The 25,670-nt window shown below is 74.6% G+C and carries 18 protein-coding genes and 6 pseudogenes; 5 read left to right on the plus strand and 19 right to left on the minus strand.

Features of this window, described 5'->3' with window-relative positions; genetic code table 11:
• The first annotated feature begins 47 nt into the window (after positions 1-47).
• Positions 48-515 carry a PPOX class F420-dependent oxidoreductase gene (locus BJF88_RS08505; protein WP_075828496.1) on the plus strand — a complete coding sequence of 156 codons (468 nt, stop codon included), beginning with the start codon at positions 48-50 and terminating at the stop codon, positions 513-515.
• Between the two features lie 10 nt (positions 516-525).
• Here the strand turns inward: BJF88_RS08505 and BJF88_RS08510 are convergent, their stop codons facing one another.
• The 3 genes and pseudogenes from BJF88_RS08510 to BJF88_RS08520 all read right to left on the minus strand — a co-directional run bounded on the left by BJF88_RS08510 (position 526) and on the right by BJF88_RS08520 (position 4,537).
• Positions 526-2,196, minus strand: a complete 1,671-nt coding sequence (locus BJF88_RS08510; RefSeq protein ID WP_075828497.1) for an Rv2578c family radical SAM protein — start codon at positions 2,194-2,196, stop codon at positions 526-528.
• 72 nt (positions 2,197-2,268) lie between these two features.
• A pseudogene (hisS, locus tag BJF88_RS08515) lies at positions 2,269-3,662 on the minus strand (histidine--tRNA ligase).
• A gap of 80 nt (positions 3,663-3,742) precedes the next feature.
• Entirely contained in the window at positions 3,743-4,537 is a 795-nt protein-coding gene (locus BJF88_RS08520; protein WP_255371893.1) for an MBL fold metallo-hydrolase, read from the minus strand.
• A 179-nt stretch (positions 4,538-4,716) separates the two neighbouring features.
• Here BJF88_RS08520 and BJF88_RS08525 point away from each other — a divergent pair, with 179 nt between their 5' ends.
• The 4 genes and pseudogenes from BJF88_RS08525 to ligD all read left to right on the plus strand — a co-directional run.
• Entirely contained in the window at positions 4,717-5,481 is a 765-nt protein-coding gene (locus tag BJF88_RS08525) for a peptidylprolyl isomerase (protein WP_075828498.1), read from the plus strand.
• A 528-nt stretch (positions 5,482-6,009) separates the two neighbouring features.
• Complete coding sequence (locus BJF88_RS08530; protein WP_255371894.1) at positions 6,010-7,221, plus strand: DUF349 domain-containing protein; 1,212 nt, start codon at positions 6,010-6,012, stop codon at positions 7,219-7,221.
• Between the two features lie 94 nt (positions 7,222-7,315).
• On the plus strand, positions 7,316-7,915 hold the full coding sequence (locus BJF88_RS08535; protein ID WP_075828499.1) for a hypothetical protein: 600 nt from the start codon (positions 7,316-7,318) through the stop codon (positions 7,913-7,915).
• 10 nt (positions 7,916-7,925) lie between these two features.
• Positions 7,926-8,995, plus strand: a pseudogene (gene ligD / locus BJF88_RS08540) (non-homologous end-joining DNA ligase); the annotation flags it as partial.
• A 57-nt stretch (positions 8,996-9,052) separates the two neighbouring features.
• On the opposite strand, the pseudogene BJF88_RS08545 reads toward ligD, so the two are convergent.
• From BJF88_RS08545 to BJF88_RS08620, 16 genes and pseudogenes are all read right to left on the minus strand, one after another.
• Positions 9,053-10,164 (minus strand): annotated as a pseudogene (locus BJF88_RS08545) (ATP-dependent DNA ligase).
• A gap of 55 nt (positions 10,165-10,219) precedes the next feature.
• Positions 10,220-12,565 (minus strand): annotated as a pseudogene (locus BJF88_RS08550) (bifunctional (p)ppGpp synthetase/guanosine-3',5'-bis(diphosphate) 3'-pyrophosphohydrolase).
• 48 nt (positions 12,566-12,613) lie between these two features.
• Entirely contained in the window at positions 12,614-13,216 is a 603-nt protein-coding gene (locus tag BJF88_RS08555) for an adenine phosphoribosyltransferase (protein WP_075828500.1), read from the minus strand.
• Positions 13,213-16,269 (minus strand): protein translocase subunit SecD, encoded by a 3,057-nt coding sequence (gene secD, locus BJF88_RS21835; RefSeq protein ID WP_255371895.1) that lies wholly within the window; start codon positions 16,267-16,269, stop codon positions 13,213-13,215. The genes BJF88_RS08555 and secD overlap by 4 nt, the downstream gene beginning before the upstream one ends.
• Before the next feature lie 113 nt (positions 16,270-16,382).
• Positions 16,383-16,724 carry a preprotein translocase subunit YajC gene (gene yajC, locus BJF88_RS08570; protein ID WP_075828502.1) on the minus strand — a complete coding sequence of 114 codons (342 nt, stop codon included), beginning with the start codon at positions 16,722-16,724 and terminating at the stop codon, positions 16,383-16,385.
• Complete coding sequence (locus tag BJF88_RS21840; RefSeq protein ID WP_255371896.1) at positions 16,721-16,852, minus strand: preprotein translocase subunit YajC; 132 nt, start codon at positions 16,850-16,852, stop codon at positions 16,721-16,723. Before BJF88_RS21840 ends, yajC begins: the two co-directional genes overlap by 4 nt.
• 171 nt (positions 16,853-17,023) lie before the next feature.
• Positions 17,024-18,103 (minus strand): Holliday junction branch migration DNA helicase RuvB, encoded by a 1,080-nt coding sequence (gene ruvB / locus BJF88_RS08575; protein WP_075828503.1) that lies wholly within the window; start codon positions 18,101-18,103, stop codon positions 17,024-17,026.
• A gap of 2 nt (positions 18,104-18,105) precedes the next feature.
• The gene (gene ruvA, locus BJF88_RS08580; RefSeq protein WP_075828504.1) at positions 18,106-18,735 is read right to left on the minus strand and encodes a Holliday junction branch migration protein RuvA; all 630 of its coding nucleotides are present in this window, start codon (positions 18,733-18,735) and stop codon (positions 18,106-18,108) included.
• Positions 18,736-18,858: 123 nt separating this feature from the next.
• Positions 18,859-19,431, minus strand: coding sequence for a crossover junction endodeoxyribonuclease RuvC (gene ruvC, locus BJF88_RS08585; protein ID WP_075828505.1), 573 nt, complete (start codon positions 19,429-19,431; stop codon positions 18,859-18,861).
• Positions 19,432-19,675: 244 nt separating this feature from the next.
• Positions 19,676-20,436, minus strand: a pseudogene (locus BJF88_RS08590) (YebC/PmpR family DNA-binding transcriptional regulator).
• 6 nt (positions 20,437-20,442) lie between these two features.
• Positions 20,443-21,065, minus strand: a pseudogene (pdxT, locus tag BJF88_RS08595) (pyridoxal 5'-phosphate synthase glutaminase subunit PdxT).
• A gap of 55 nt (positions 21,066-21,120) precedes the next feature.
• A complete protein-coding gene (locus BJF88_RS08600) occupies positions 21,121-21,687 on the minus strand; it encodes an NUDIX hydrolase (protein WP_187346209.1) in 567 nt (188 codons plus the stop codon).
• Positions 21,688-21,720: 33 nt separating this feature from the next.
• Positions 21,721-22,662, minus strand: coding sequence for a pyridoxal 5'-phosphate synthase lyase subunit PdxS (pdxS, locus tag BJF88_RS08605; protein ID WP_075828561.1), 942 nt, complete (start codon positions 22,660-22,662; stop codon positions 21,721-21,723).
• Between the two features lie 126 nt (positions 22,663-22,788).
• Complete coding sequence (locus BJF88_RS08610; RefSeq protein ID WP_369824523.1) at positions 22,789-23,334, minus strand: hypothetical protein; 546 nt, start codon at positions 23,332-23,334, stop codon at positions 22,789-22,791.
• A complete protein-coding gene (locus BJF88_RS08615; protein ID WP_369824524.1) occupies positions 23,258-24,652 on the minus strand; it encodes a glycosyltransferase in 1,395 nt (464 codons plus the stop codon). Before BJF88_RS08615 ends, BJF88_RS08610 begins: the two co-directional genes overlap by 77 nt.
• Complete coding sequence (locus BJF88_RS08620) at positions 24,649-25,653, minus strand: phosphatidylinositol mannoside acyltransferase (RefSeq protein WP_075828508.1); 1,005 nt, start codon at positions 25,651-25,653, stop codon at positions 24,649-24,651. The genes BJF88_RS08615 and BJF88_RS08620 overlap by 4 nt, the downstream gene beginning before the upstream one ends.
• Positions 25,654-25,670: the final 17 nt, after the last annotated feature.

The raw sequence follows: 25,670 nt of genomic DNA on the forward strand, positions 1-25,670 counted from the left end.
TGCGAGTCTAGTCGCTGACCGTCCACGCCCGACCCAGGGAGACCTCCGTGCCGCGCACGATCGCCACCACCCGCCGCCTCGACCGTCCGGAGCTCGTCGAGCTGCTGCGCTCGCGTCACGACGGCGTGCTCGTCACCACCCGCTCCGACGGCTCGCCGCAGCTGAGCCCGGTGACGTACGGGGTCGACGACGCGGGCCGCGTCGTCGTGTCCACGTACCCGGAGCGGGCCAAGGCCGTGAACCTGCGCCGCCGCCCGCAGGCGTCGCTGCTGTCGCTCGGACCGGGCTTCTCCGACCCGTGGGTGCAGGTCGACGGGACCGCCGAGGTGATCGAGCTGCCGGAGGCCGTCGAGCCTCTGGTCGACTACTACCGCGCGATCTCGGGCGAGCACCCGGACTGGGACGAGTACCGCGCCGCGATGGTGGCGCAGGGCAAGTGCCTGCTGCGCGTGACGATCACGCGCTGGGGGCCGGTCGCCACGGGCGGGTTCCCTGCGCGCCTCGCGGACGGCTGACGGGCGAGCCTCAGAAGAGCACCTGCTCGACGCCGGCCCCGGCGACGTCGAGCCCGCCGCCGTCGACGGGCATGCCTGCGAGCGCGCCGGGGTGCTGCGCCGGCGGTGCGCCGGGGCCGGCCGGCGACGCAGACCCGGTGAGGCTGCCGCGGGGATACGCCCCGTCGACGGGTGGACCGCCGTCGCCCAGGCCTCCGAGCTCGCCGCGGCGGTAGCGACCCTCGACCCCGGCGGGCCCGCGGTGGCCCGACACGCCGAATCCGCGCGCCTCGAGCATCGGCCGCACGCGGTCCCACAGCCAGGAGCGGTAGGCCTTCGACGCGTAGGTGCCGCGGCCGTAGACGCGCTCGTACCCGGGGACGAGTCGGGGGTGCTCGCGCGCGAGCCAGGACATGAACCACTCGCGCGTGCCCGGCTTGAGGTGGAGCGGCAGGACGGTGACGCCGGTCGCTCCCGCGTCGCGCACGGCGTCGAGGAGCGCGGTCAGCGCGCGGGTGGAGTCGGTGAGCCAGGGCAGCACGGGGGCGACCATGACGCCGCACGGCAGGCCGGCGGCGCGGATCTCCCGGATCAGGTCGAGCCGCGCGCGGGGCGTCGGCGTCCCGGGCTCGACCGACGCCTGCAGCTCCGGGTCGAGCAGCGCGAGCGACACGCCCACGCCGACCTCGACGCGCGTCGCCGCGTCCGCGAGCAGCGGCAGGTCGCGGCGCAGCAGCGTGCCCTTGGTCAGGACCGACAGCGGTGTGCCGGAGTCCGCGAGCGCCGTGATGATCCCGGGCATGAGCCGGTACCGGCCCTCGGCGCGCTGGTAGGGGTCGGTGTTCGTGCCGAGCGCGACCGCCTCGCGCGCCCAGCTCCTCCTCGACAGCTCCGCGCGGAGCACCTCGTCCACGTTGAACTTGACGACGACCTCGCGGTCGAAGTCCGCCCCCGCGTCGAGGTCGAGGTACCGGTGCGTGGGCCGGGCGAAGCAGTTGTGGCTCACGACCCCGTCGGCGACGAAGTCGCGGGTCCCCGTCGTGATGTCGACGAGCTCGACGAGGTCGTCCGCGCCGCCCAGGGCCTCGAGCGCCTCGACCCGCAGCGCGCCACCACCGGTGACGTCCTGCCCGAGGAGGGCGGCCTCGCCGTCGGTGGGGCCGTGCGTGGCGCGGCGGCCCGGCCCGACGAGCACGTCGCCGAGCGCGAGGTGCTCACGTCGCCCCGCGCCGCCGACGACGTAGCGCCAGCCGCGTTCGGTGAGGAACCGGTGGTCGCTGCTCGCCACGAGTCGCGTCCCGTCGGCGAGCGACACGCGGTAGGCCCGCTTGCGCGTGGTCCACCGGTCGAGCACCCGGGTGCGGACGTAGCGGCGGTAGTGCCCGTGCGACTGCGTCCCGACGATCTCGTCGCCGACGCGCAGCTCGCCGACGGGCCGGTGCGTCCCGTCCGCGAGGAGCACGGGCGTCGCCGGGTCCAGGCAGTAGGAGCACGCGTGGCTGCAGCCGCGGTACGGGTTGATCGTCCAGCGGAACGGCATCCGCGACATCGCGGGGACCTTCGACAGCGCGCTCTTCGCCGTCACCTCGTGGAACGTGATCCCCGCGAACTCGGGCGTGCGCACGCTGCGCACGAGCCCGGCGCGCTCCAGACCCGGGAGCGCGCCGTCGTCCGCACCGATCGCCTGGCCGTCCCATCGCACGACAGCATTCGAACAGGTGTTCGAGAGCGAGTCAAGCAGCGCCCCTCGGCGGTGCCGCCGCGTCCCGCGCCGTCATGCCCCGGCGGGGACCGCCCGCGGCCACCAGTCCTCGGCCGGCGGCTCCCACGTCGCCGGGTCGGCGTCCACCTGCTCGCCCGAGCGGATGTCCTTGACCTGGTCCGGCTCGGGGGCGCCGTCCTCGCCCGTCCCGCCCGGGAACCAGACGAACGGGATGCCGCGCCGGTCCGCGTAGCGGATCTGCTTGCCGAACTTCGCGGCGCTGGGTGCGACCTCCACGGGGATCCCCCGCGCGCGCAGGGCCGTGGCCACGGCGTCGGACGCCGGCCGCGTCTCCTCGCTGGTCACGGCGACGACCACGGCGCTGGGCACGGACCGCGTCGCACGCACGAGGCCCGCCGACAGCAGTCGCGACACGAGGCGCGAGACCCCGATCGACAGCCCGACGCCCGGGTACGTCGTCGCGCCGTCGGACGCGAGGGTGTCGTAGCGGCCGCCGGAGCAGATCGAGCCGAGCTGCTCGTGGCCGACGAGCACCGTCTCGTAGACCGAGCCCGTGTAGTAGTCCAGGCCGCGCGCGATCTTCAGGTCGGCGACGACCACGCCGGGCGCCGCACGCTCGCCGCCTCGACGACGGCCGCGAGCTCGGCGAGGCCCGTGTCCATGAGCTCGCTCGTCACGCCGTGCTCGGCCGCGAGCGCCCGCACCCGGTCGACGACCGAGGTGTCCGAGCCGCTGATCGACGCGAGCGCGAGGCAGGCGTCGGCCTGCTCCGGCGTCGCTCCGGCCTCGGCGACGAGGAGCTCGGCGACCGTCTGCGGGCCGACCTTGTCCAGCTTGTCGATCTGGCGCAGCACGTCGTCGACCGCGTCGAGCCCGAGGCCGCGGTAGAACCCCTCGGCGACGCGCCGGTTGTTGACGAGCACGCGGACCTGCGGCACGCCGACGTCCCGCAGGGCGCCCAGCGCCTCGGCCATGACGAGCGGCAGCTCGACCTCGAAGTGGTACGGCAGCTCACCCGCGCCGACGACGTCGATGTCGGCCTGGGCGAACTCGCGGAAGCGGCCGTCCTGGGGGCGCTCGCCGCGCCAGACCTTCTGGATCTGGTACCGCTTGAACGGGAACGTGAGGTGCCCGGCGTTCTCCAGCACGTAGCGCGCGAACGGCACGGTGAGGTCGAAGTGGAGGCCGAGCTGCTTGTCCGGTCGGCCGCTGCGGCCGTCGTCGCCCTCCCCCGGCTCCTCCTGGAGCCGGCGCAGGACGTACACCTCCTTGGACGTCTCGCCCTTGCGCAGGAGCTGGTCGAGCGGCTCGACGGCCCGCGTCTCGATCCCCGCGAACCCGTGCAGCTCGAACGTGCGGCGCAGCGTGTCGAGGACGTGCTGCTCGACGACGCGCCCGTCGGGGAGCCATTCGGGGAAACCGGAGAGGGGTGTGGGCCTGGCCATGGGACCCGATCTTTCCAGACCGGCCGCCGGGCGGGGCAATCGCGGTCGCGTGGCGACCCCCGCGGCGTCGGCTCCGTCGGTCAGCCGCGCGCCAGGTACGGGTTGCCCGCGAGCTCGCGGGCGACGGTCGTGGCGGGGCCGTGGCCGGGGAGCACGTCCCACCGCGGGTCCAGGCGCCCGACGACGTCCCGCAGCGTCCGAGCCATCGTCGCGCCGTCCCCGCCGGGCAGGTCGGTGCGGCCCACGGACCCGGCGAACAGCACGTCGCCGCTCAGCACGACGCCGGCGGCCGGCTCCCCCACGAGGTAGAGGCTCGATCCCTCGGTGTGCCCCGGGGCCGGCACCGCGCGCAGGGCGGGGGTGCCGAGCGGGACCGTCGCACCGGGCGCGCCGTCGAACGTTCGCACGTCGGCGGGCTCGCGGTAGTCCTCCGGCCGGGCGCCGGCGTCGCGCAGCGCCGCGCCGAGCGGCCCGGACACGAGGCCGGTCGCCGCGCCCGCGCCCCGCTCCGGGATCTCGATGGTGCCGAACGGGTCCGCGAGCCGGTACGCCTCCGCCTCGTGCAGCAGCAGCGGGACCCCCAGGCGCTCGCACACCACGGCGGCGTCCCACGTGTGGTCCACGTGCCCGTGCGTCGCGAGGACCGCGCGCGGCACGAGCCCCTCGCGCTCCACGAGCGCGACCACCCGGTCCGCGACGCCCGCCCCGGCGTCCACGACGACGCACTCGCCCTCGGGGAGCACGACGACCGCGCAGTTCGTGCCGAAGACCGGGGCCACGACCACGTGCACCGCGACGGCGGCCGAGCCGCCCGCCGCCCGCTCGTCGTCCCCGACCGGGCCGCCGTCCACGTGCTCGTCCGCGTGCTCGTCCACGACCGCCGAGCCTAGCCCTCCGGTTGCCCCGTCCAGCACCGGTCGATACCGGACCGTGACCTCCGGGGCCCGAAACCACGGGGGGATCGCGTGGGCGGTGCCTAGACTGTCCGGTACCGACCGCGGGTTGACCGCGGTCGCGCACGCGCGCCGCCACGGCGGACGACGAAGGAGCTGGGGTGTCGACGAAGAACAAGGAGCGGGAGCAGGCACGCCGCCGCGAGGAGAAGTGGGAGCGCCACGTCGCCCAGCTCCGGGCACGGCGTCAGCGCACCTGGACCCTCGTCGGCGTCGTCGTCGCCCTCGCGCTCGTCGGCGTCGCGGTCTGGTGGGCGCTGTCCGCGGCGCAGGACCCCGACACGGGGACCGACCCGGCGGGGCAGCCCGCCCCGCGCGCCGACGCCACGCCCGGCCAGTACACGCTGCCCCCGCCGTCGGCGGCCGAGGGGCGCGAGTGGACCTCCACCGTGACGACGAGCGCCGGCGACCTGACGCTGAGCCTCGACGGCGCCGCCGCGCCGCAGGCCGTCGCGAGCTTCGTCGCTCTCGCCGACGCGGGCTACTTCGACGACACCCGCTGCCACCGCCTGACGACGTCCGGGATCTTCGTCCTGCAGTGCGGGGACCCGACCGCCACGGGCACCGGCGGCCCCGGGTACGGCTTCGGCCCGATCGAGAACGCCCCGGCCGACGACGTCTACCCGGCCGGCACGGTCGCGATGGCCCGGCAGGGCGGTGACGCCGAGTCGATGGGCTCCCAGTTCTTCCTCGTCTACGAGGACTCGACCATCCCGTCCGACGCGGCGGGTGGTTACACGGTGTTCGGCACCATCACGTCCGGCCTGGACGTCGTCCAGGCAGTCGCTGACGCGGGGACGGTGGACGGATCCGGCGACGGATCCCCCGCCACCCCGGTCACCATCGAAGGAGTTGAGACCCAGTGAGCGATCCCGCGAACCACGAGGCGAGCGTCCCGGCCGCGGAGCCCGCGCAGGCGGACGCGACCGAACGGGTCGAGACGAGCGAGGTGGAGACGAGCGAGGTGGAGACCACCGGGACGGAGGCGACCGAGCCGGAGACCGGGGCGACCGCCGCCGGCACGAGCACCGAGCCGGAGACCGGGCGACCGCCGCCGGCACGAGCACCGAGCCCGCCGAACCGGCCGAGCCCGCCGAGCCGGCCGAGCCCGCCGAGCCGGCCGAGCCCCAGGACCCCGCTCCTGCGCCCGCTGCCGCTCCCGAGGTCCAGGACGCAGCTCCCGCCGCGGCACCCGCCGCAGCGCCGCGGCCCGGACCGCGGCCCAAGCCCTCGGCGGTCCCCCACCCGCCGCGCCGGCCCGCACCCGCCGCGGCGCCCGGGTCAGCCGCCCCGGCCGCTGCGCGCCCGAGGTCCCGGCCGTCCCGGCCCTCGCGGACGACTCCGCGGCGGCGAGGGCCGCGGCCGGGTTCGGGCGCGTCGACGCGGACGGCACCGTGTACGTGCGCGAGGAGGCCGGCGAGCGCGCCGTCGGGCAGTTCCCCGGCGTCGACGCCGACGAGGCCCTCACGCTCTACGTGCGCCGCTACCTCGACCTGCAGGCGAAGGTCGCCCTGTTCGAGTCGCGGCTCACCGCGACCGACCTGTCCGTGCGGGAGATCGACCAGACGCTCTCGCGCCTCGGCGAGGAGACCGCCGAGCCGTCGGCCGTGGGCGATCTCGACGCCCTGCGCACCCAGGTCGAGCGTCTGCGCGGCGTCGCCGCCGAGCGGCGCGCCCTGATCGAGTCCGAGCGCGCCTCCGCCAAGGCCGCCGCCCTCGCCGCGCGCACCGAGATCATCGAGGCCGCCGAGAAGATCGCGGCGACGGACCCCGCGCGCATGCAGTGGCGACCCGCCGGCGAGGAGCTGCGCGCCCTGCTCGAGCGCTGGAAGGAGGCGCAGCGTTCCGGCCCGCGCATCGACCGCGCGAGCGAGGAGGCGCTGTGGAAGCGGTTCAGCCACGCGCGCACCGCGTTCGACCGCGAGCGCCGCCACTACTTCGCCGAGCTCGAGCAGCGCAACTCCGCCGCCAAGGCGGCCAAGGAGAAGCTGGTCGAGGAGGCGGAGTCGCTGTCGTCGAGCACGGACTGGGGCCCCACCGCCGGCGCCTACCGCGACCTCATGACCCGCTGGAAGGCGGCGGGCCGCGCGAGCCGCAAGGACGACGACGCGCTCTGGGCGCGGTTCCGCGCCGCGCAGGACACGTTCTTCCAGGCGCGCGACGCCGCGAACTCGGCCACCGACGCGGAGTACGCCGCCAACCTCGAGGTCAAGGAGGCGCTGCTGACCGAGGCGGAGGCGCTCGTGCCGGTCAAGGACCTCGCGGCGGCGAAGAACGCGTTGCGCGACATCCAGGAGCGCTGGGAGGAGGCCGGCCGCGTCCCGCGCGGCGACCTCCAGCGCGTCGAGGGCCGTCTGCGCGCGGTCGAGAACGCGGTGCGCGACGCCGAGCAGGCGCAGTGGACGCGGTCGAACCCGGAGACGCGCGCCCGCGCGGAGGGCGCCGCGGCCCAGCTCGAGTCGGCGATCGCCGCGCTCGAGGCGGACCTCGCCGCGGCCCGCGACCGCGGCGACTCGCGGACCGTGGCCGAGCTCGAGACCGCGCTCACCGCCCGGCGGGCGTGGCTCGAGCAGGTCGTGCGCGCGGCGGAGGACTCGCGCGGCTGAGACATGCCGTGACCGGTGTCCCGGGGCCGGCGCTCGTCCACAGGCGGGCGCCGGCCCCTTCCTCGTGCCGCGCGGTGTGCGGCACTGTAGGGGCGTGACCGTCTACCCGCCGCTGGACCGCCTGCTCGCGCCGCGCGACACCGAGGTCGGGCTGCTCGTGCGCCCGGCGGACGTCGGGGGCGCGGGCGCGTACCAGGAGCTGCTGCGTCGGGGTTCGCTCGTCGCCGTCCGGGACGGCGTCGCCGCGCCGGCCCGCGTGCCCGTCACGCCGACGCTGCGCGCGCTCGCGGTGCGCGACGACGTCCCGCCGTCGTGCGTCGTCGCCGGGGCCAGCGCCGCCTGGGTGCTGTGCGGAGGCCCGCCGCCGCCGCGCCTCGAGGTCGTGTACCCCCCGGGGGCGCACCGCCCTGCCCCGCGGCACGGCCGGGTCCCGCGCCAGGCCGCCCTGCTGGCATCCGAGACCGAGCTCGTCGCGGGCGTGCGCGTGACGGACCCGCGGCGCACCGCGCTCGACGTCGCGAGCCGTTGCGACGCCGACCACGCGGCCACGCTGCTCGGGCGGCTGCGCGACGCCCGTGGTCTCGACCTCGCAGCGGTGTCGCGCGCGCTCGAGCTGCGCTACCGCTGGGCGGGGCGCGACCGGGCACGCATCGTGCTCGCCCGCCTGCTCGCCGCGGAGGGCCACCCGGGCTAGGTTGGTCGCCATGGCCGCTGCCACGACGCCGCCGGTGGAGCTCGACGTCCAAGGACACACCGTCCGGGTGACGAGCCCCGACCGCGTCGTGTTCCCCGCGCGGGGGGTCACCAAGCTCGACGTCGTCGAGTACTTCCTGTCCGTCGGGGACGGCGTCCTCGGTGCGCTCGTCGACCGGCCCACGACGCTCGAACGGTGGCCGAAGGGCGTGTTCGAGGGTGCCCGGATGAGCACGCGCACCGACAACAGCGGTGACGCCTTCTACCAGAAGCGCATCCCGAAGGGCGCGCCGGACTACGTGCGCACGGCGCGGATCGCGTTCCCGAGCGGGCGCACCGCGGACGAGGTGTGCCCCACCGAGCTCGCCGTCGTCGCGTGGGCCGCGAACCTCGGGACCCTGACGTTCCACCCGTGGCCGGTGCGCGGCGAGGACGTCGAGGCGGTCGACCAGCTGCGGATCGACCTCGACCCGCAGCCTGGCACCGACTTCGACGACGCCGTGCGCGTCGCCCCGCACCTGCGCGAGCTCCTCGACGAGCTCGGGCTGCCCGGTCACCCCAAGACGTCGGGCGGGCGCGGGATCCACGTGTTCGTGCCGATCGCGCCGGAGTGGGACTTCGTCGCCGCGCGCCGGGCGACGATCGCGATCGGACGCGAGCTCGAGCGGCGGATGCCGGACCGCGTCACGACGAAGTGGTGGAAGGAGGAGCGCGGCGCGAAGATCTTCGTCGACTACAACCAGATGGCGCGCGACCGCACCATCGCGTCGGCCTACTCGATCCGCGCGAACCAGCGGGCCACGGTCTCGGCCCCGCTGCGCTGGGACGAGCTCGGCGACGTCCATCCCGACGACTTCGACGTGCTGACGATGCGGCCCGGTTCGCCGAGGTCGGCGACCTGTTCGCGCCGCTGCGCGCTGACCGCGACGACCCCGGTGCCTCGCTCGAGCCCGCCCTGGAGCTCTCGCGCCGCGACGAGGCCGAGCACGGGCTCGGCGACCTGCCCTACCCCCCGGAGTACCCGAAGATGCCCGGCGAGCCCAAGCGGGTGCAGCCGAGCAAGGACCGCGACCGACCCCGGTGCCCGGGACCTGAGCGACGCCGGCGGCGGCAGGCCCGCCGACGGGCCGGCGCCGGGTCAGACGCCCGGCGCGCCGGGCAGCAGCCCACCGAGGTCGTAGCGCACCGGCTCCTCGAGCTGCTCGTACGTGCACGAGCGCGGCTCGCGGTCCTCGCGCCAGCGCCGGAACTGCGCGGTGTGGCGGAAGCGCGTGCCCTCCATGTGGTCGTAGGCGACCTCCAGCACGCGCTCGGGTCGCAACGGCGTGAACGACAGGTCCTTGCCCGCGCTCCAGCGCGACTGGGCGCCGGGCCTGCGGTCGCCCGTCTCGGCGGCCGGGTTCTCCCAGCCCGCCCACGGGTGGGCGTCCGCCTGCGGAGACCCGGGCTCGACGACGAGCGGCGCGAGCTCGTCGACCAGGGCGGCGCGCCGCGCGGCGGGGAACGACGCGGCGACACCGACGAACTGCAGCTGGTCCGCGTCGTCGTAGAGCCCGAGCAGCAGCGAGCCGAGCAGGGGCTTCGCGGCGGTCGAGGTCTTGTGCAGCCGGTACCCGGCGAGCACCACGTCGGCGTCGCGCCCGTGCTTGACCTTGACCATCGCGCGCTTGTTCGGCTGGTAGCGGCCGTCGAGCGGCTTGGCGACCACACCGTCGAGGCCGGCCCCCTCGAACGTGTCGAACCACTCGCGCGCCACGTCGACGTCGCCCGTGCGCGGCGTCGCGTGCACCTGCGGACCGTCGAGACCGAGGGTGTCGAGCGCCTCCTGGCGGCGCGCGAGCGGCTCACCGGTGAGGTCGTCGTCGCCGAGCGCCAGGACGTCGAAGACGACGAGGCTCGCGGGCGTCTCCTCGGCGAGCAGCCGCACCCGGGACGCGGCCGGGTGGATGCGCTGCTGGAGCACCTCGAACTCCAGCCGCCCGCCCTGCGCGACAACGATCTCGCCGTCGACCACGCACCGCGGCGGCAGCGCGGCGCGGACCGCGTCCACCAGCTCCGGGAAGTACCGCTCCATCGGGCGCGCGTTGCGGCTGTCGAGACGCACCTCGTCGCCGTCGCGGAAGACGATCGCCCGGAACCCGTCCCACTTGGCTCGTAGACGTAGCCGCCCGCCACGGCGTCCGGCTCGGGCACGTCGGGGACCGACTTGGCGAGCATGGGCAGCACGGGCGGCATCACGGGCAGGTCCATGCGCCCGATGCTGCCACCGGGGACCCACGGCCGCCCGACGGCGACGCCGCCCGGGTCAGGCCGGCAGCGGCGGCGCCTGCTCCGCCCGCGACCCGGTGATGCGGTAGACGTCGAACACGCCGTCGACCTTGCGGACCGCGCTGAGGACCTGCGCGAGGTGCCCGGCTCCGCCATCTCGAAGACGAAGCGCGAGAGCGCCACACGGTCGTTCGAGGTGGAGACGGTCGCCGACAGGATGTTCACGTGATGGTCGGACAGGACGCGCGTGACGTCCGAGAGCAGGCGCGCCCGGTCGAGCGCCTCGACCTGGATCTGGACGAGGAACATTGTGTTGCTGCCCGTGGTCCACGCGACGTCGACGATGCGCTCGGGCTGGGTGCGCAGACCCACGACGTTCCCGCAGTCGGCGCGGTGCACGCTCACGCCCTGGCCGCGGGTGACGAACCCGATGATCTCGTCGCCGGGCACCGGGGTGCAGCACTTGGCGAGCTTGACCCAGATGTCCTCGACGCCCTTGACCATGACGCCGGGGTCGCCCGTGCGCACGCGACGCGCCGTCTGGCCCGGCCGGGCGGTCTCGGCGAGGTCCTCGACCGTCCCCTCCTCGCCGCCCATCGACTGGACGAGCTTGGACACGACGTTCGCGGCGGACGCCTGGCCCTCGCCGATCGCCGCGTAGAGCGCCGTGACGTCGGCGTAGCGCATCTCGTTCGCGAGCGCGACGAGGGACTCGTGGGACAGCAGGCGCTGGATCGGCAGGTTCTGCTTGCGCATCGCCTTCGCGATCGCGTCCTTGCCGTGCTCGACCGCCTCCTCGCGGCGTTCCTTGGAGAACCACTGGCGGATCTTGTTGCGCGCGCGGGGGCTCTTGACGAACGCGAGCCAGTCCCGGCTGGGTCCGGCGTTCTCCGACTTCGACGTCAGCACGTCGACGGCGTCGCCGTTCTCCAGCGTCGAGTCGAGCGGGACGAGGCGCCCGTTGCGCGCGCGCCCATGGTCCGGTGCCCGACCTCGGTGTGCACGGCGTAGGCGAAGTCGACCGGCGTCGACCCCGCGGGCAGCGCCATGACTTCGCCCTTCGGCGTGAAGACGTAGACCTCGGCGCCGCCGATCTCGAACCGCAGCGAGTCGAGGAACTCCGACGGGTCGGCCGTCTCGCGCTGCCAGTCGACGAGCTGGCGCAGCCACCGCATGTCGTTGGCCGCGGCGTCGCCCTTGTCGGTCCTGCCGCCGGACTTCGCGGTCTCCTTGTACTTCCAGTGCGCCGCGACGCCGTACTCCGCCCGCCGGTGCATGTCGTGCGTGCGGATCTGGATCTCGACGGCTTGCCGCCGGGACCGATCACCGTCGTGTGCAACGACTGGTACATGTTGAACTTCGGCATCGCGATGTAGTCCTTGAACCGCCCGGGCACAGGGTTCCACCGCGCGTGCAGGGCGCCGAGAGCCGCGTAGCAGTCCCGGACGCTGTCCACGAGGACGCGCGCACCGACGAGGTCGTAGATCTCCGCGAAGTCGTGACCGCGCACGATCATCTTCTGGTAGATCGAGTAGTAGTGCTTCGGCCGGCCCGTCACCGTCGCGCGGATCTTGGCGCTGCGCAGGTCGGCCGTCACCTGCTCGCGCACGACCGCGAGGTACTCCTCGCGCGCGGGCGCGCGCTCGGCGACGAGGTGCACGATCTCGTCGTACACCTTGGGGTACAGGGCCTGGAACGACAGGTCCTCGAGCTCCCACTTGATCGTGTTCATGCCGAGCCGGTGCGCGAGGGGCGCGTAGATCTCGAGCGTCTCGCGGGCCTTGCGCTCGGCGGACGACGACGACACGTACTTCCACGTGCGGGCGTTGTGCAGGCGGTCGGCGAGCTTGATGACCAGCACGCGGATGTCGCGCGCCATCGCGACCACCATCTTGCGCACGGTCTCCGCCTGGGCGGCGTCCCCGTACGTCACCTTGTCGAGCTTGGTGACGCCGTCCACGAGCATGGCGATCTCGTCGCCGTACTCGGTGCGCAGCTGGTCCAGGGAGTAGGCGGTGTCCTCGACCGTGTCGTGCAGCAGCGCCGCCGCGAGGGTCGAGGCGTCGAACCCGAGCTCGGCGAGGATCGTCGCGACGGCCACGGGGTGCGTGATGTACGGGTCCCCGCTCTTGCGGAGCTGGCCCCGGTGCGCGCGCTCGGCGGTGCCGTAGGCGCGCTCGACGACCGACAGGTCGGACCGCGGGTGGTTGGTCCGCACCGCCTGGAGCAGCGGCTCGAGCGCGGGGCTCCCGCCGCCGCCCGTCCGGGTGCCGAACCGGACGAGCCGGGACCGCACGCCCCGGCTACCGGTGGGGGCACCGCCGCCGCTGCCCGTCGGCGCCGGGCCTGCGGGCGCGCGCGCCGTGCGGGTCTCCTCGCTCATGCGCGCCTCCCTCTTCGTGCCGTGGGCCGTTCCCGCGGAGTGGCAATCCTACGACCCCACGTGCAGGAGCGCGGTCACCTCGCGTCCCGCGAGGCGCTCGCGCCCGCCGAGCCCGCCGAGCTCGAGCAGGAACGCCGTCCCGACGACGACACCACCGCTCCGCTCGACCAGCGCCGCTCCCGCGGCCGCCGTCCCACCGGTGGCGAGCACGTCGTCGACCAGCAGAACGCGCGAACCGGGCTCCAGTGTTCCCGAGCGGAGCTCGATCGTCGCCGTGCCGTACTCGAGGTCGTACGTGACGGTGTCGGTCGGCGGGGGCAGCTTGCCCGCCTTGCGCAGCGGGACGAAGCCGACCCCGAGATGCGTCGCGAGCGGGGCGCCGAGCAGGAAGCCCCGCGCCTCGAGGCCCGCGACGACGTCGACGCCGTCGAGAGCGCGCGCTACGTCGCCGAGGGACTCGACGACGTGACGGAAGGCGTCGCCGTCGGCCAGCAGACCCGTGATGTCGCGGAACAGGACCCCGGGCTCCGGGTAGTCCGGGACCGACCGCACGAGCGAGAGGATCCTGGCCGCGCGCTGCGGCCCGAGCCCGTCGAGGCCGACGGCGCGCACGCCGTCGGCCTCGAGGTGGGGGCGCTCGGCAGCCGTCATCGAGGGCGCCGACGGCGCGGCTGCGCCTTGTTGCCCAGGTGCGAACCGGGCTGGAGCTGCCGGTGCCCCTCGACCCCGGCCGCGGCGAGGACGGCGTCGTCCGAGCCTGCCTCGCCGAGGTCGGCGACGCGGTCCGCGCGCTGGTCGAGCACCGTGCGGGTGTGCTCCGCGATCGCGGGCTCGCGCTCGCGGAGCGTGACCTCGAGCGGCGTCGCGAGGAAGATCGACGAGTACGCGCCGACCGCCATGCCGACGAACAGTGCCAGCGCGATGTCGCGCAGCGTCCCGGCCCCGAAGAGGAACGCCCCGATGAACAGGATCGCGGCCACGGGCAGCAGCGCGACGACCGACGTGTTGATCGAGCGCACCATCGTCTGGTTGACGGCGAGGTTCGCCCGCTCCGCGTACGTGCTGCGCGTCTGGTCGAGGATCCCGGTGGTGTTCTCCCGGACCTTGTCGAACACCACGACCGTGTCGTAGATCGAGTACGCGAGGATCGTCAGCACGCCGATGACGGTGGCCGGGGTGATCTCCCACCCGACGAGCGCGTAGATGCCGATCGTCACGATCAGGTCGTGGAACAGGGCGATGATCGCCGCCAGTGCCATGCGCCAGTTCCGGAAGTACACCGTCATGACCAGGCTGACGAGCAGGAGGAACACGACGAGCCCGATCAGCGCCTTCTGGGTGACGTCCTGCCCCCACGCCGGGCCGATGAACGCGCTCGTCACCTCGCCCGCGTCGACGCCGTACGCGTCCGCGAGCTCCAGCCGCAGGTCCTGGACCTGGTCGTTGGTCAGCTGGGAGGTCTGGACGCGGACCGTGTCGTCGCCCACGGACGAGATGCGCGGCACCTCGTCGGGGGCGATCGCCTGCACCGCCGCGGCAGCCGGCTCCTGCGACGTGTCGGCGACGCTCGAGACGGTCAGCTCGGAGCCGCCGCGGAACTCGATGCCGAGGTTGAGACCGCCGCCCGCGACGCGCACGCCGACGATGGCGAGCGAGAGGACGACGGCGACGACCGCCGCCACGAAGTAGCGCTTGCGACGACCGACGATCGCGTACGACCGGCGCCCCGTGTAGAGGTCGTTGCCCCACTGGGCGAAACCCGTGGCCATCAGTGCTTCTCCTCGTTCTCGCCGTCGGTCGCCGAGGCGCCGGACGGCTGGTCGTCGGCGGCGGTCGCCGCGGCCCGCCGCTGGGCCGCGCGCCGCTCCGCGATCGTCATGCGCGGGCCGTCGCCGGTCCCGGCCCCCACGCCGGCGCTCACGCGCTCGCGCTCCGGGGCGGGCTCGTCGCGGTCGGCCGGCGCTCCGGGCTCCTCGTCCGGGCCGGGCCCGGACGCGGCGTCGCCCGGCGCGACGACGCGCCCGCGCCCGGCGTACCGGAGGCTGCGCGCGCCGAGCCGGCGCGGGTCGAGACCCGACCACGGGTGCGTTCGCGAAGAAGCGCGTCCGGGCCAGCAGCTGGAGCAGCGGGTGCGTGAACAGGAACACGACGAGGACGTCGATGAGCGTCGTGAGCCCGAGGGTGAAGGCGAATCCGCGCACCCCGCCGACGGCGAGGAAGTAGAGCACGATCGCGGCGCAGAAGTTGACCGCGTCGGACGCGAGGATGGTGCGCCGTGCGCGCTGCCAGCCCTTCTCGACCGCGGAGTTCAGCGTGCGGCCGTCGCGCAGCTCGTCACGCACGCGCTCGAAGTACACGATGAACGAGTCCGCGGTGATGCCGATCGCGACGATGAGGCCCGCGACGCCGGCCAGCGACAGGCGGTAGCCGATCGTCCACGACAGCACGGTGATGACGCCGTACGCGAGCACGGCCGCGATGCCGAGGGACGCGACGGTGACGAGACCGAGCACGCGGTACTGCAGCAGCGAGTAGACCACCACGAGCAGCATGCCGATGGCGCCGGCGAGCAGTCCCTTCTGGAGCTGCTCCGAGCCGAGCGTCGCGGAGATCTGCTCCTGGCTCTGCACCTCGAAGGTGAGGGGCAACGAGCCGAAGTTCAGCTGGTTGGCGAGCGTCGCGGCGCTGTCGCGCGTGAACGTGCCGGAGATCTCCGCCTGGCCGTTGGGGATCGGCACCTGCGAGACCGGCGCGGAGATGACGAGGCCGTCGAGCACCATCGCGAACTGGTTCTGCGGCGACGGCAGCGACGTCAGGCGGGTCGTCACCTCGCGGAAGGCGTCGGTGCCCTCGCCGTCGAACTCGAGGTTGACGACCCACTCGTTCGTCACGGCGCCGGACTGGCTCACGCCGAGGCCCGAGCTCGCGTTCGCGATGTCCGTGCCCTCGACCTCGACCGGGCCGAGGATGTACTTCGCCAGCCCGTCCGCGGAGCACGCGACGAACGCGCTGTCCGTCGGGCCGCTCTGGCCGCCCACGAGGTTCTCGGGCGCCGTGCAGTCGAGCGCGTCGAACTGCGCCTGCAGCTCCGGCGTGATCTGCGACAGGTCGCTCGGGTTCTCCGGTCGGGTGGTCGCCTCGCCGTCGGTCGCCTCGCCGTCGCCCGGCGCGTCCGTCGCCTCGTCCGCGGGCGCCTCGCCCTCGGCGGGAGCCTCGGCCGAGGGGTCCCCCTCGGCGGCGGCGTCACCCTGGGCCGAGGCGTCGGCCTCCGGGGTCTCGCCCTCCGCGGCGGCGTCCTCGGTCGCGGTCGGCGTCGGCGCCGCCACCGCGAGGACCGGCCGGAACCGCATCTGCGCGGAACGGCTGACGAGGTCGATCGTCTCCTGGCTGGGCTCGCCCGGGATGCCGACGACGATGTTGCGGTCACCCTGGCGCGTGATCTCGGCCTCGGAGACGCCCTGCGCGTCGATGCGCTGGCGGATCACGTTGATCGCCTCGCCGATCGACTCCGTCGTCACCTCCGACCCGTCGGTCGTGACGGGCTCGAGGATGATCTGCGTACCGCCCTCGAGGTCGAGCGCGAGACCCGGCGTGAGGCTGGCCCCGCCGGGGTTCTCCTCCGTCTGCGGGGCGAGCTTCGTCCCTGCGAAGAGGCTGCCGAAGAGGGCGATCACGAGGACGCCCAGGATGACGAGGGACCGCACGGGCCTCGCTCGTGTGCTGCTGGTGGCCAACTGTCCGTCTCTTCCCGTGCGCGTGCGGTGGGCCCGCGCGGGCCCACCGCGTCAGACCGGTCGCCGCGGCGACCGGTGGATGGTCACTTGCTGTCGGTGCCCTCGTCGCGGCGGTCCCGCTCCTTGTCGGCCTCCAGGCCGGACAGGTCGTCCGGGACGACGAGGTCGTCGCCGTCGCGCGTCGACGGGGCGGGGGCCGCGGCGCCGGGAGCCGTGCCGTACGCGGCGCTCGTCCCCGCCGTCGCCGTGTCCTCGGCGTCCACCCCGTCGTCCTCCGCCGTGGTCTCCTCGACCGGCTCGTCCACGCGCTTGGCGATGGCCGCGCGCAGCCAGCGGGTGCGGCTGCCCGGCGTGGACTCGATCGTGATGATGTCCTTCTCCTCGTCGACGTCGACGATGGTGCCGAAGAGGCCGGAGCCCGTCATGACCTCCTGGCCCGGCGCAGGTTGGACCGGAAGCTCTGGGCCTCGCGCTGCTGCTTGCGGGTGCGGCTGGTCATGAGGAACATCGCCCCCGCCGCGAGGGCGAGGATGAGGATGAAGCTGATATCCATGACGGGGTCTCACGTGTCCTGTTCGTCGGGGTCTGCGCGGCAGTCTAGGCGCGCGCGCACGGTTCACCAACGAGCCGTCCGTCCGTGGAGTTCCCCGCGCCGATCCGACCAGTCTAGGCCCCTCGCCCCACCCGCTGTGACCGCGGTCACGATGCGGACCGATCTCGGGCGTCAGGCGTCGAACAGCGTGCCGCCCTCGCGCGGCGGCGTCAGGCCCAGGTGCGCCCAGGCGGCCGGCGTCGCGACGCGGCCCCGCGGCGTGCGCCCCACGAGCCCCTCGCGCACGAGGTACGGCTCGGCCACCGTCTCGACCGTCTCGGCCTCCTCGCCGACGGTGACCGCCAGCGTCGTGAGCCCGACGGGACCGCCGTTGAAGCGCGTGCACAGTGCGGTGAGGACGGCGCGGTCGAGGCGGTCGAGGCCGATGGGGTCCACCTCGTACACCTCGAGGGCCGCGCGCGCGGCGCGCAGGTCGAGGCTCCCGTCGCCGCGGACCTGGGCCCAGTCGCGGACCCGGCGCAGGAGGCGGTTCGCGATGCGCGGCGTGCCGCGCGACCGTCCGGCGATCTCGTGCGCGGCGTCGACGTCGAGCGCGACCCCGAGCAGACCGGCCGAGCGCACGAGCACGCTCTCGAGCTCGTCGCCGGAGTAGAAGTCGAGGTGCCCGGTGAAGCCGAACCGGTCGCGCAGCGGGGCGGGCAGCAGGCCCGCGCGTGTCGTCGCGCCCACCGCGGTGAAGGGCGGCAGGCTCAGCGGGATCGCGCTGGCGCCGGCCCCCTTGCCGACGACGACGTCGACCCGGAAGTCCTCCATCGCCATGTACAGCAGCTCCTCGGCGGGGCGCGCGAGGCGGTGGATCTCGTCGATGAACAGCACCTCGCCCTCCTCCAGGGAGGACAGCACCGCGGCGAGGTCGCCCGCGTGCTGGATGGCCGGCCCGGACGTGACGCGCAGCGACGTCCCCAGCTCGGCGGCGATGATCATCGCGAGCGTCGTCTTGCCGAGCCCGGGCGGCCCGGACAGCAGCACGTGGTCGGGTGCCGCGCCGCGGGCGAGCGCGGCCTGGAGCACGAGCGAGAGCTGGTCGCGCACGACGCGCTGGCCCACGAACTCCTCGAGCCGGCGCGGGCGCAGCGCGGCCTCGGCGGCGCGCTCGAGGTCGTCCGCGCCCGCGGCGACGATCCGTTCGGAGGTGAAGCCGTCGTCCCCGGGGTCGCCGTCGCCCAGGCCGACACGGTCGAAGGTCGCCATCGTCAGCCCCGCTGCCCGCCGAGCACGCGCAGCGCCGCTCGCAGTGCGCCGGCGACGTCGGCCGCCTCCACGACGTCGACGCCGGCCTGCGCCAGCACGGTCGCGACGGCGTCGTCGGCGGCCTTGACGTTCCAGCCGAGCCCGACGAGCGCCTCGACCACCTGGTCGCGCTTGTCGTCGGCCGGGTGCGCCGCCGGCGCGGCCGCGTCCGCGGCAGGGTCGGCGACCGTGGGCGCGCCCAGCTTGTCGCCGAGCTCGAGGGCGATGCGCTGCGCGCCCTTGGTCCCGATGCCGGGCACGCGCACCAGGGCGGGGATGTCCGGGCCGGCGACGGCGCGCCGCAGGGCGTCGGGCGTGTGCACGGCGAGCATCGCCAGCGCAAGGCGCGGCCCGACGCCGCTGACGGTCTGGACGGTCTCGAAGACCGAGCGCTCGTCGTCGTCGGCGAACCCGTAGAGCGTCAGGGAGTCCTCGCGCACGACCATGCTCGTCGCGAGCCGCGCGTCCTCCCCGACGCGCAGGGTGGCGAGCGTCGCCGGGGTGGCGTGCACGAGGTACCCGACTCCCCCGACCTCGAGCACCGCCCGGTCGAGGCGCACGCTCGACACGGTCCCGCTCAACGAGGCGATCACTCCGGTTCCTCCTGCTCAGGCTCGAACACCCGTACGACGGGGCGCCACTCTAGCAACGCGCCCGGACACCGCGACCGACCGACACCCGCGCGCCGCTCACGGCGACCCCGGCAGGGACCAGGTCTACCGCGGCGCGCGGGTGCGCGTGCGGGCGGTGCGCTCGGCGGCCGCCCACGCGCGCTGCGCGGGCGTCAGCTCGTGCCGCTCGCCGCCCTGCAGCGCGCCCGCCGGACGCCACAGGTGGCAGATCGCGAGCGCGAGGGCGTCGGCGGCGTCGGCGGGGCGGGGCAGCTCGCCGAGCCCGAGGATGCCGGCGACCATGCGCTGCACCTGCTCCTTGCCCGCGCGCCCGCTGCCGGTCACGGCAGCCTTCACCTCGGACGGCGTGTGCAGGGCCACGGGGACCCCGCGACGCGCGGCGCCGACCATCGCGAGCCCGGCGACCTGCGCCGTCCCCATGACGGTCCCGACGTTGTGCTGCGCGAACACCCGCTCGACGGCGACGACGTCCGGCACGTGCTCGTCGAGCCACGCGTCGAGCCTCTCGGCGATGCGCAGCAGGCGCAGGTCCACGCTCGTCTCGGGGTCGGACCGCAGCACCCCGACGGCCACCATCTCGGCCCGCCGCCCCGGCAGGGAGTCCACGACACCCACCCCGCACCGGGTCAGTCCAGGGTCCACTCCGAGCACGCGCACGCGGTCAGCCTTTCACGACCTGCCGCCACATCCGTCGAGGCACGCGGCGGGACCGACGAGACGACGCGGCTCCGGGCCGACCGCCCGCCGGACGCGGGGACGGGCGGGCGGGGTGCGCGCGGTCGTGGCGGGCCTGGCGGGAGCGCCCGAGGAACGAGGGCGCGGATGGTAGACCGCGCGCACCCCGCCCGTCCGGCCTACCGACCACGACGTGGGTCGAGCCAGGTACCGGTCGAGCGAGACGTCAGTCGTCGTTCTCGAGCTCCGCCATCACCTCGTCCGACGCGTCGAAGTTCGCGTAGACGTTCTGCACGTCGTCGCTGTCCTCGAGCGCGTCGATGAGCCGCAGGATCTTGCGCGCGCCGTCGGCGTCGACCTCGACCTGCATGGACGGGTGCCACACGGAGTCGGCGGAGTCGTACTCGAGGCCGGCGTCCTGGATGGCGGTGCGCACGGCGACGAGGTCGGTCGCCTCGCACAGCACCTCGATGACCTCGCCCGCGTCGGACACCTCCTCGCGCCCGCGTCGAGCGCGGCCAGCATGACGTCGTCCTCGGTGACGCCGTCGGACTTCGGCACGACGACGAGGCCCTTGCGCGAGAACAGGTAGGACACCGAGCCCGGGTCGGCGAGGCTGCCGCCGTTGCGGGAGAACGCGGTGCGGACCTCGGCCGCGGCGCGGTTCTTGTTGTCGGTGAGGCACTCGACGAGCACGGCGATGCCGTTGGTCCCGTAGCCCTCGTACATGATCGTCTGGTAGTCGACGGCGTCGGCGCCCTCGCCGGAGCCGCGCTTGACGGCGCGGTCGATGTTGTCGTTGGGCACCGACGACTTCTTCGCCTTCTGGATGGCGTCGAAGAGCGTCGGGTTGCCCGTGGGGTCGCCGCCGCCGGTGCGGGCGGCCACCTCGATGTTCTTAATGAGCTTCGCGAAGAGCTTGCCGCGCTTGGCGTCGATCGCGGCCTTCTTGTGCTTGGTCGTGGCCCACTTGGAGTGCCCGGACATGCGTACTTACCCCTTCGCGATCTCGACGAACAGCTCGTGCACGCGCGTGTCCCCGGAGATCTCCGGGTGGAACGAGGTGGCGAGCAGCGATCCCTGCTGGACTGCGACGATCCTACCGGCGGCGGCCGCCGGGATGCCGGGCCTGCCCGCGTCGGGGATGCGGGCGAGCACCTCGACCCCCGGCCCGGCCTCCTCGACCCACGGCGCGCGGATGAACACGGCGTGCACCGCCGGGTCGTCCCCGGGCAGGCCGGAGAACGGCAGGTCGGTCTCGAAGGAGTCGACCTGCGGCCGAAGGCGTTGCGGCGCACGGTCACGTCGAGCCCGCCGACGGTCCGCTGGTCGGCCGTGCCGGCGAGGATCCGGTCCGCGAGGAGGATCATGCCGGCGCACGAGCCGTAGACGGGCAGCCCCGCGGCGATGCGCTCGCGCAGCGGGTCGTGCAGCTCGAAGACGCGCAGCAGCTTGTCGATGGTCGTCGACTCCCCGCCCGGGAGCACGAGCCCGTCGACGCGGGCGAGCTCCTCGGGGCGGCGCACGGTCACGGCCCGCGCCCCGGCGCTCTCGAGCGCGGCGAGGTGCTCGCGCACGTCCCCCTGGAGGGCGAGGACTCCGATCGTGATGGTCACGAGGGGTGATGATACGTCGGGCGGCGGGTGCCGCCGACGCCGCAGGCGCGAGAGCTCAGTGCTCGTGGGCGAGCCCGAGGTGCCGGGTGACGCCGTCCCAGCCGGCCAGGAGGGGGCGCACGAGGTCCGCGAGCCCCTCGGGGAAGACCTCGATGTCGACGCGGGCGAGGTCGTCGAGGGACCACCACCGCAGCTCGTCGACGACGTCGGCCTCGACGTCGGTCCAGCCGTCGCGGCTCAGCTCGTGGCCGGCGAGCACGGGACCGTGCAGCCGGGCGAGGTAGAAGACCTCGTCCTGGCGGCAGTGCTGGCGGTAGAAGTCGAAGATCGCGCTGCGGGTGCAGACGGGGCCGACCAGCGCGGCGGGGTCGAGGACGATGCCGGTCTCCTCGCGGACCTCGCGGACCGCGGCGTCGAGGTCGCTCTCGCCGTCGTCGATCCCGCCCCCGACGGTGAACCACCACGACCGCTCCGGCTGGTCGACGTCGTGACCGCGCACGAGCAGCACGCGGTCGGCGTCGTCGAGCAGGACGACGCGCGCGCCGCGGCGGAAGTAGAGCCCGTCGCCCCCGAGCACCCAGTCGGGGCCCAGGGACGACGGCGCACGGTCGTCGCGCGTCACGGGGTCACCCGACAGGGCGCTCGGGGGTGCGGGTCACCAGCCGCGCTCGGCCAGGCGGTGCGGCACGGGGATGTCGTCGACGTTGATGCCGACCATCGCCTCGCCGAGGCCGCGCGACACCTTGGCGACGACGTCGGGGTCGTCGAAGAAGGTGGTGGCCTTGACGATCGCGGACGCGCGCTGCTCCGGGTTGCCGGACTTGAAGATGCCGGAGCCCACGAAGACGCCCTCGGCGCCGAGCTGCATCATCATCGCGGCGTCCGCCGGCGTGGCGATGCCCCCGGCGGTGAACATCACGACGGGCAGCGTGCCCGTGGCCGCGACCTCGCGCACGAGCTCGTACGGCGCCTGCAGCTCCTTGGCCGCGACGAACAGCTCGTCCTCGGGCAGCGACGTGAGCCGGCGGATCTCGGCGCGGATGGTGCGCATGTGCGTCGTGGCGTTGGAGACGTCGCCCGTCCCCGCCTCGCCCTTGGAGCGGATCATCGCCGCGCCCTCGGTGATGCGGCGCAGGGCCTCTCCGAGGTTCGTCGCGCCGCACACGAACGGCACGGTGAACTGCCACTTGTCGATGTGGTTCGCGTAGTCCGCGGGCGTGAGCACCTCGGACTCGTCGACGTAGTCCACGCCGAGCGACTGCAGGACCTGGGCCTCGACGAAGTGCCCGATCCGGGCCTTGGCCATGACCGGGATCGACACGGCCTCGATGATGCCGTCGACCATGTCCGGGTCGGACATGCGCGACACGCCGCCCTGCGCCCGGATGTCGGCCGGGACGCGCTCGAGCGCCATGACGGCGACGGCCCCGGCGTCCTCGGCGATCTTCGCCTGCTCGGGCGTCACGACGTCCATGATGACGCCGCCCTTGAGCATCTCCGCCATGCCGCGCTTGACCTTGGCGGTGCCGACCGCGGTGCCGGCGGCGTTCGCGGACCCCGTCGGGGCGGCCTGGGCGGGGGCGTCGGGGTCGGTCACGTGGGTCACCGGTATCTCACACCTTCGTCTCGCGGGAGCGTCGCGGCCGTGCCCGGGCCGAGGCCGGCGGGCAGGCGCGCGGGGCGGCGGGCTCGGACCCTCCGCTCGCGCCCATCGTACTGCCGCTCAGGAGGCCCCGGAGGCCAGCTCCACGGGACGCCCGAGGCCCGGTGGCCACGTGTCGTCGAGGTCCACGGTCACGGGCATCGGCGCGTGCCCGGCCAGCCGCGTGAGCCGCACCCACCACTTGTGCCGCACGCGCTGCGCCTGCGCGACCGCCTCGTTGTGGAACCGCCTCGCGAGCTGGGCCCGGTACCAGGCGGCCGCGAGGTTCGCGAGCAGCTCGTCGCCCGCCGGGTCGGCCCGCAGGTCCGCGACGTCCTCCGGGCTCTCGAAGGCCGAGCGGAGGGTGGCCGAGAGGTCCGACTCGGCCAGCGCGCGCGAGGGCGCCATCCCGCCGAGCAGCCGCCGCGGACGGGCACCGCCCTCCTCGCCGAGCCCGGGGACGCTCTCGACGAGCCGGCGCGAGTCCGCGTCGTCGTCGAGCACCGCGTGCGCCGCCTCTGCGAGGAGCACCGACGTGGCGGGGTCGAGCTCACCGGAGGCGGCGAGGTCGACGGCCGCCGACGCGCGCCGCACCAGCTGGGCGTCGAGCGCCAGCCGCGACGCCATGACCTTGCGGTGGAGGCGGTCGAGACGGGACGCGGCGACCCACATCGACCAGCCGACGAGCAGCACGACGGCGACGACCAGGACGACGGTCTCCGACCAGGTCATGCGTCCCTCCCGGGCACGCGCTCGGCACGCCCCCGTCCGAGCAGCCGTCCTCCGCGCACGGACCGCGGGTCCTCGTGCACGGGGATGACGGCCGACGACGCGGCGAGCACCATGTCGTAGACGGCCAGCACCTCGGCGGTGACCGTCGACCAGTCGAAGCGCCGCACGAACTCGCGCGCGCGCGACCGGTAGGCCTCGGCGCGCGCCGGGTCGGCGAGGACGTCGAGGATCGTGCGGGCGAGCGCGGGCCCGTCGCCGACGGGGAACAGGCGCCCGCCTCACCGCCGTCGAGCACGCGGCGGAACGCGCCGAGGTCGCTCGCGACGACGCACGCCCCGGCGCTCATCGCCTCGACGAGGACGATGCCGAAGCTTTCGCCGCCGGTCTGGGGCGCGACGTACAGGTCGACCGAGGACAGCAGCGCGGCCTTCTCCTCGTCGCTCACGCCGCCCAGGAACTCGACCGACGACGCGTGCTCCCCGAGCGCTGCGACGGCCTGGTCGCGCCCGTCGTCACCGCGTCCCGCGACGAGGAACCGCGCGCCGGGGACCTGGTCGAGGACCCGCGGGATCGCGTCGGTGAGGACGGGGAGACCCTTGCGCGGCTCGTCGAGGCGTCCGAGGAACGCGATCGTCGGGGCGTCGGGCGTCCCCTGCCACCGCGGCGCGGGGGCGGCCTCGGCGAACGTGTCGACGTAGACGCCGTTGGGGATGACGACGGCGTCGCCGCCGAGGTGGTCGACGAGCGTGCGGCGCGCGTCCTCGGACACCGCGATGCGGGCGTCGATCTTCTCCAGGCTCTGGCGCACGAGCGGGTACGCGACCTGCAGCGCGCGCGAGCGCACGAGGGAGGAGTGGAACGTGGCGACGATCGGCCCCTGCGCGATCCACAGGGCGAGCATCGACAGCGAAGGGGTGACCGGCTCGTGCAGGTGCAGGACGTCGAAGCGTCCCGCGTCGAGCCATCGACGCACGCGGTGCGCGGTCCGGGGTCCGAAGGTGAGCCGCGCGACGGAGCCGTTGTAGCGCACGGGCACGGCCCCCCCGGCGGGCGTGAGGTAGTCCGGGACCGGGGTGTCGTCGTCGGCGGGCGCGAGCACGGACACGTCGTGCCCCTGGGCGAGGAGCGCCTCGGCGAGGTCACGGATGTGGAACTGCACGCCGCCGGGCGCGTCGAACGAGTACGGGCAGACGATCCCGACGCGCAGGCTCATGCGGCGCCTCCCGGGTCGTCCTCCTGCGGGCCGGGGACACCGGCCGGGATCTCGCCGGCGGCGGCGCGGGTGCGGGCGTACCGCTCCGGGTCGAGGTCCTCGACGAACACCTTCTGGAGCATGTGCCAGTCCTCGGCGTGCTCGCGGATCGCGACGCTCAGCGCGTCGACCCAGCCCTGCGTCATCGCGGCGACCTGCTCGGACCGCGGCACGTCGGCGGGCGGCTGCACGCGCGGGAAGAACCGGATCACGAGGCCCCAGGGCGTGCCGGCCGCGCGGCGCCGGGCGCCACGCAGGCGCTCGTAGTAGATGCCCGCGGGGATCAGCGGTGTCCCGGTGCTCACCGCGAGCGCCGCCGGCCCGGCGGCGACCCGGGCACGTCGCCCGAACATCTCGACCTCGACCCCGCGGGCCGTCAGGTCGCGGTCGGCGAGCAGCGGGATGATCCGCCCGGGCCGGCGCGCGCCGCGCACGAGGTCGCGGAAGACGTCGCCGTCCCCGAGCGCGAGGATCTCGATGCCGATGGACGTGCGGAAGGACAGGAACTCCTGGAACAGCTCCTCGGGCTCGAGCCGCTCGGCGACGGTGAGCACCGGCGCGATGTTCGGTGTCGCGTACGCGCCGGCGAGGTCCCAGTTGCCCTGGTGCGACAGGGCCAGCACCGGGCTGCGGTCGCCGTCGAGGTGGGCGGTGAGGTTGTCGTAGCCGACGAGCCGCACGCGGGCGCGCACCTGCTCGGGCGTCCACGCCGGCAGGGTGAACGCCTCGCGGTAGTAGCGCATGTACGAGCGCATGCCGGCGCGCGACAGCCGGCGCAGGGCGCGCGGCGTCAGCCCCGGGCGCACGCGGGCGAGGTTCTTCTCGAGCTGGCGCACGCCGCCGCCGCGCAGGAGCCACGCGACGTCGGCGACGGCGGTGAACACCCCGCGCAGCAGCGGCTCGGGGACCTGGTGGGCGTGGCGCCAGGCGAACGTGAACGCCCTGCCGGTGTCGATCGCCATCGTCAGCGGGTCCCTCC

Origin of the sequence: Cellulosimicrobium sp. CUA-896 (genome assembly GCF_001942335.1) — a bacterium.
Classification (GTDB): Bacteria; Actinomycetota; Actinomycetes; order Actinomycetales; family Cellulomonadaceae; genus Cellulosimicrobium.

What these genes read in the sequence shown, in the direction of transcription:
- BJF88_RS08555 (WP_075828500.1), bottom strand. Translation starts at nt 13,216, where the DNA reads ATGACGGCTGCCGAGCGCCCCCACCTCGAGGCCGACGGCGTGCGCGCC.
- yajC (WP_075828502.1), bottom strand. Translation starts at nt 16,724, where the DNA reads ATGACGGGCTCCGGCCTCTTCGGCACCATCGTCGACGTCGACGAGGAG.
- BJF88_RS21840 (WP_255371896.1), bottom strand. Translation starts at nt 16,852, where the DNA reads ATGGATATCAGCTTCATCCTCATCCTCGCCCTCGCGGCGGGGGCGATG.
- ruvB (WP_075828503.1), bottom strand. Translation starts at nt 18,103, where the DNA reads ATGGCGACCTTCGACCGTGTCGGCCTGGGCGACGGCGACCCCGGGGAC.
- BJF88_RS08610 (WP_369824523.1), bottom strand. Translation starts at nt 23,334, where the DNA reads ATGGCGTCGCGGCTGGCGCTCGACGCCCAGCTGGTGCGGCGCGCGTCG.
- BJF88_RS08615 (WP_369824524.1), bottom strand. Translation starts at nt 24,652, where the DNA reads ATGAGCCTGCGCGTCGGGATCGTCTGCCCGTACTCGTTCGACGCGCCC.
- BJF88_RS08620 (WP_075828508.1), bottom strand. Translation starts at nt 25,653, where the DNA reads ATGGCGATCGACACCGGCAGGGCGTTCACGTTCGCCTGGCGCCACGCC.